The 5,515-nt window shown below is 72.3% G+C and carries 5 protein-coding genes and 2 pseudogenes; 3 read left to right on the top strand and 4 right to left on the bottom strand.

Annotation, left to right across the window (positions count from 1 at the left end):
* Both GUY61_RS40840 and GUY61_RS33900 read right to left on the bottom strand, forming a co-directional pair.
* Window positions 1-259: pseudogene (locus tag GUY61_RS40840) on the bottom strand (restriction endonuclease); the annotation flags it as partial.
* Between the two features lie 88 nt (window positions 260-347).
* Window positions 348-785, bottom strand: coding sequence for a helix-turn-helix domain-containing protein (locus tag GUY61_RS33900; RefSeq protein WP_243766945.1), 438 nt, complete (start codon window positions 783-785; stop codon window positions 348-350).
* Window positions 786-868: 83 nt separating this feature from the next.
* Between GUY61_RS33900 and GUY61_RS33895 the strand changes: the two genes are divergently transcribed.
* Window positions 869-1,777 carry an NAD(P)-binding domain-containing protein gene (locus GUY61_RS33895; RefSeq protein WP_166634153.1) on the top strand — a complete coding sequence of 303 codons (909 nt, stop codon included), beginning with the start codon at window positions 869-871 and terminating at the stop codon, window positions 1,775-1,777.
* Between the two features lie 69 nt (window positions 1,778-1,846).
* On the opposite strand, the gene GUY61_RS33890 is transcribed toward GUY61_RS33895, so the two are convergent.
* Both GUY61_RS33890 and GUY61_RS33885 read right to left on the bottom strand, forming a co-directional pair.
* Window positions 1,847-3,061 carry a B12-binding domain-containing protein gene (locus tag GUY61_RS33890; RefSeq protein ID WP_166634152.1) on the bottom strand — a complete coding sequence of 405 codons (1,215 nt, stop codon included), beginning with the start codon at window positions 3,059-3,061 and terminating at the stop codon, window positions 1,847-1,849.
* Window positions 3,058-4,680, bottom strand: a complete 1,623-nt coding sequence (locus GUY61_RS33885; protein ID WP_243766944.1) for a PP2C family protein-serine/threonine phosphatase — start codon at window positions 4,678-4,680, stop codon at window positions 3,058-3,060. The genes GUY61_RS33890 and GUY61_RS33885 overlap by 4 nt, the downstream gene beginning before the upstream one ends.
* 295 nt (window positions 4,681-4,975) lie before the next feature.
* Between GUY61_RS33885 and GUY61_RS33880 the strand changes: the two genes are divergently transcribed.
* Together GUY61_RS33880 and GUY61_RS33875 are read left to right on the top strand one after the other, a co-directional pair.
* Window positions 4,976-5,122 (top strand): hypothetical protein, encoded by a 147-nt coding sequence (locus GUY61_RS33880; RefSeq protein WP_166634151.1) that lies wholly within the window; start codon window positions 4,976-4,978, stop codon window positions 5,120-5,122.
* Window positions 5,122-5,316: pseudogene (locus GUY61_RS33875) on the top strand (cardiolipin synthase B); the annotation flags it as partial. The gene GUY61_RS33880 and the pseudogene GUY61_RS33875, both read left to right, overlap by 1 nt.
* Window positions 5,317-5,515: the final 199 nt, after the last annotated feature.

Here is a 5,515-nt window from a genome sequence, read left to right as displayed (position 1 = left end):
GGCAATGGTCGACCAGGGTGCCGGACCCGTGCCGTCGCTCCATGCCCGGAGCGCCGTGCGGTCGAAGCAGAGGATGCCGCACCGCTCGGCGTACTCGACGGCGGGGGCCGTGAAATCGCTGGTGGTCACCACCGCCGCGACGTGGGCGTCGTGCACGGAAGCAGGTGCCGCCGAAGCGCTGGAGGTCCTGGGAGCCGACCTTGTTGGATCCATGTCGGTCCCCGACACCGACCCGTTCGGGCCGGCGCCGTCCGTTCGGTGCACCCGATGGCGATGGGGCGGGGTCCGGCGGGGAGGGCCGGCGAGCCCGCAAGGTTGTCGTGCAGTTCGCGGGCGCCAGCGGGTGTTCAGGACGACGGCCGCGCAGCATTGTCCTCAGCAGCGGCGCGCGCACGGGGTTGGTGCCGGGATACTGAGCCGTGTGAGGTCCCGGCCAGGTCGACCGCTTCGAAGCCTTCGCGACGCATCCGCGCAACCCCCCAGGCGCCGAGCGGCCCGAGTGCTTGATTGAGCGTGCGCCCGTGCTCAGTCAGGGAGTACTCCACCCGCGGCGGGACCTCGGCATAGACATCCCGGTGCACGAGACCGTCCTCCTCCATCTCACGCAAGTGCTGCGTCAGCATTTTCTCGCTCACTCCCGGCAGACCGCGACGGAGCTCTGCGAAGCGGCGTACGCGATGGGCGTCGAGTTCCCAGAGGATCAGTCCCTTCCACTTGCCGCTCACGACGTCGAGCGCGGCATCGATGCCGCAGATATAGGGCCCGCATCTCGGCGCCTTGGCCATCACTGATCCCCTTACGAAAAGGTAAGTACCGCAGAAAATAGTGGGTACTTCCGAGAGTAGTGGCGCTCTCCGAGCATGGAGGGGTGAACGAACAACAGGACCGCACCACCAGGCAGGGCAGCGCTGTCACCGTGATCGGGCTGGGCCCGATGGGCCAGGCTATGACCCGCACCCTCCTCGCCGCCGGCCACCCGGTCACCGTCTGGAACCGCACCGCCGGTCGGGCCGACGGCGTCGTGGCCGACGGAGCGACGCTCGCGGCGACACCCAGCGAGGCGGTCGAAGCGAGCGACCTCGTGATCCTCAGCCTGACCGACTACCAGGCGATGTACGACATCCTCGGCAGCGCAACCGAATCGCTCGCCGGCCGGACGCTGGTCAACCTGAGCTCTGACACTCCCGACCGTTCACGCGAGGCGGCAACCTGGGCGGCCGGCCACGACGCCACGTTCCTCACCGGAGGTGTCATGGTCCCCGCCCCGATGGTCGGCACGGAGGCAGCCCACGTCTACTACAGCGGCCGCGACCAGGTGATGGAGAGCCACCTGGCGGCGTTGGCACTGCTCGGAACACCGAAGCATCTGGGCGAGGACCCAGGCCTCGCCCAGATGATGTATCAAGCCCAACTCGCGGTGTTCCTCACCACCCTGTCCGGGCTGATGCACGCCACCGCGATGCTGGGTACCGCAGGAATGAAGGCCGGGGAAGTGCTACCGGAGTTGCTCTCCTCCGCCGACTCGACCGGCGACATCCTGAGGGCTGGTGAAGAGAACCCCGGCGCCGCGCTCGACGCTGGAGAGCATCCCGGCGACCTCAGCACGGTCACCATGATGGGTGCGACGTCCGACCACATCGTCGAGACCAGCACGTCACTCGGCCTCGACCTCGCGCTCCCACTGGCCGTGCAGGCCCACTACCGGCGCGCGATCGAGGACGGACATGGCAGCGACAACTGGACCCGCATCATCGACAGCATCCGAGGACCTCGCTGACCAAACGCGGGACCGGTGATCCCGGTTCGGCCGGAGACGCCGACGCGCCGAGGGCGGGGAGGGCCGTCGTCAGACGGGTCTGCCGTGGGGCGGCAGTGCGAGGTCCGGGTGATCCGGGTGGTCCTGATGATCCCGGTCGTCCGGGTTCCGCCCGCGGAGCAGCTCCGGCACGTCCCGCGGCGCGGAAGGCGTCGGGCCATGCGTGGTGCGGCGGATCTCGTCCACCGCGAGACCGATCATGCGGGCGGCCCGGGGAAGGTCCCTCAACTGCTCGCGCAGGGCCTCGAGCCCCGATGCCAGGTCCTGGGCGGGTACGCCGCGCGCGTCGAGGACACCCGCCGTCCAGCGGATGAAGCCGAGGAACAGTTCCGTGTCGTCGGTGTAGAGGGCGGTGGCGAGGAAGTCGGCGATGTGCGCGATGTCCTCGGTGGTGCGCTCGCGCTGGGCCTCGGTGTACCCACGCGTCGCGGGGACGGTCTGCTCCAGCGCGGCCATGGTGCCCCTGACCAGGGCCGGTGCCGCGCCCTTGACGAGCGTGTACTCCTGGTCGGCGAGGTGCGGCAGGTCCTCCGCCGGCCGGTGGTCCGTCCCTGCCCCGCCGCTCCTGGCCGGCAGCCCCTCGGCAAGGAGTTCCGCCGCGGCGCGGGCGTCGGGCGCCCAGGCATCGGCGCCGAGCAGGCGGGCGTGGCGGCCGTCGGCGCCGAAGGCGGCTCCTCCGACCAGGACGGGGACACCGATGGCCCGGCAGGCCGTGATCGTGGCGTGGGTGCCGGGCAGCCGGGTGGCGATCGAGCTGGACAGCGCGACGGCGTCGCACGCGGTGCGGTGCAGGTGCGCGATCAGGTGCGGTGCGGGGACCTGGGCGCCGAGGTAGTCCACGCGCCAGCCGCGCAGCCGGAGCACTTCCGCCAGCAGCCGCGCGGGCAGCGCGTGCCACTCGCCTTCGACGCAGGCGACGGTGATCCGGCCGGTGCCGCCGCCCGGGGCCCGCTCGGGGACGGCGGCGCGCCACGCGGGGTGGTGGGCCAGAACGGCGATGACACGGTCGTTGATGGCGGTGGCCGCGTGCTCCGCCGCAACGGTCATGCGGTTCGCGGCCCACTCCTCGCCGACCCTGCGCTGTACGGCGCCGACGACGTCGAGCAGGACGCTCTCCGGGGCGACACCCGCGTCCAGCGCGCCGAACGCCGCGTCCACGGCGGTGCGTTCGTCGCCGTCGGACACCGCGGACCAGAGCCTGTCGGCCCACGGCCGGGGGTCCTCGCCGGCTGTGTTCACGGTCATGGCGTGGCTTCTTCCCCGCCGCGTCCGCTCTCAGGACCGTGATTCGCGCCACGTGGCGCGGTGATCGCGACCACGGCCATGTCGTCGTGACCGCCGGCGCCGATCCACTGGTCGGCGAGCATCAGGACGTGTTCTACGACCGCTTCGGCGGGCATGCCCGCGCAGTCCCGCAGGGCGCGTTCGAGGCGTTCTTCACCGAACATGCCGTCGCCGAGCGGACCGCCCCGGGCCTCGGTGATGCCGTCCGTGTAGAGCACGCAGGTCTCCCCGGGGGCGAGGGTGACGGTGCAGCTGGTGGAGTGGACCTCGGGGAGTACCCCGACGAGTGTGCCGCGGGTCACGGCCGCCTCCACGGAGCCGTCGGCGCGCACGACGAGCGGCGCCGGGTGCCCCGCCGAGGTGAGGCGTACCCGGACCGAGTCGCCGATCCGTCTGGCGGAGGCGAGCGCCAAGGTCGCGAAGCGGGTGTGCGAGGAGGCGAAGAGCGCGCCGTTGAGCAGGCTCAGGACCCTCTGGTGGTCGCCCGCGAGCGGCAGCAGTGCCTGGAGCGTGTTACGGATCTTGCCCGTCATCACCGCCGCTTCCAGGCCCTTGCCGCACACGTCGCCGAGCGTCACGAGGGACTCCTCCTCGGCGGTGGCGGCGGGGTGCAGGTCGTAGAAGTCCCCGCCGACCCGCTCGCTGCTGCCGGCGGGCCGGTAGCCGCCCGCGAACTCGACGCCGTTCACGTGGTGGAGGGAGGGCGGCAGCAGTTCCCGCATCAGGGTGTCGGTGATGGAGGCCTGCTCGGCGTACAGCCGCGCGGCCGACATCGCCGCCCCGGCCCGCGCGGCGAAGAGCCTCGCGAAGACCTCCTCGTGGTCGTCGAACGCCGCCCGGTCTGTCCGGCGCATCAGGATCAGCGCGCCCGCCGGTACTCCGTGCCCGGGCAGCGGGGTGACGACGACGGAGCCGAGATGGCCGAAGCCGGCGGGCAGCAGCCAGTCGGGCGCCGCGGCGGGGTCGATCCAGCGCGAGGGAACCGGTGGGAAGCCGCGCAGTGCTTCCGCCAGTCCCGGCACCGTCTCCGGGGCTTCCGTGGTGCTGGTGATCCTGGTGGGTTCGCCGCCGCGCACGCAGGAGGTGATCACGGTGCGGCGGCCTGCGGGCGGGGCGACGACCATCGCGGCGTCGGCGAGGTACCGGGCGGCGAGCCGCGCGGTCACGGCCATGCAGCGCTCCAGGTTGAGGGAGACCAGTAGCAGGCTGGAGGCCTCGGCGAGGAACTCGGTGCGTTCGCGCTCCCGGTGCAGTGCCTCCTGGGCCGCGCGGTGGGCGGTGTCGTCGGTCAGCCACCACACGACGTCGCCGTTCCCGGCGTGCGAACGGTGCGCCTCGAAGAACCGCTGCCTCACCCACCCGTGCACCGGCGCCTCGGGGCCCGCGAGCCCCGGCCGTGCCGGGTCGTGCCGGCGGTGGTGGGCGGACGACAGCCAGTCGGGCACCACCTCCTCGAAGCGGGCCCCGGTCCGTGCGCGCGGGAAGACGGCACGCGCCGCCGCGTTGGCTCGGCGCACCGCGCCGTCGGCGGCGACCACGAGCATCGGGCAGGGAGCAGTCTCGTCGGCCGCGGCGGTCATGGCACCGGCTGCCGGCTGGGTACGACTGGCGGCAATCTCCACACGTCTAGGGCCCGCTGCGCGAACCCCTCACCTCTCCGGACTGGGCGGGCAGGACTGTTTCCCCCGGGCAACCATCTCTCATGCTCCGTGAGGAGCACGATCCCGGCAAGCGGCGGACGGCGGCCCGGGCGGCCGGTCGGGCGTACCGCTGCCCGGTCCCACAGGCCGGGGCGCCCGTTCCTTCCGGTCGGGTGCCGGGTCGCACCGGTACGGGTACTGCTTCAACCCTACGGCCGGGGGCAGAAGAAGCGGCATGATGCCCCTCGCCGCCGTCGTACCGTCGCCGTACTTCCCCGTCATGGCGCTGCTCGTCGTGCTCGGCGTCATGTGTGTCGTCCTCGCCCTGCGCACCGAACGGGCGGAAGGCGCGGACGGCGCGCCGACGGACCGGGTGATGTGATGACAACCGTCTCTCCCGACGCCCGGGACGCGCTCGGCGGGGAGGGCCCGCAGGCACTCGCCGAGCGCCGCAAACAGCGGATAAGACGCCGGCTGGAGCGCCTGATCGGGATCGCCGCCACCGAGGGGAACCGGCTGGTCCCCCTGCGCAACGGGGACGAGATCTTTCCGGCGATGCTCCGCGCCGTCGAGTCCGTGTTTCGGGCCGGTCCGGCCGCCGGTTCGAGCGACGGGTCGGGCCGGCCCGGACGCCGGTTGGAGCGCGGCGGGTCAGTAATCCGGTCGCCTGACGGCGACACCCTGTGTGCGTGAAAATCGGTGTGTGGTCGTCCGGCGGACGTCGTGTCGCCTTGGCGCGTTCCGAGCCCGTGGGTCAGTAGGACGCTGGGGGTCC

The sequence above is a fragment of the Streptomyces sp. GC420 genome, assembly GCF_009916105.1.
GTDB lineage: Bacteria > Actinomycetota > Actinomycetes > Streptomycetales > Streptomycetaceae > Streptomyces.
The sequence above is the reverse complement of the archived record's forward strand: the minus strand, read 5'-3'. Positions and strand labels throughout refer to the sequence as shown.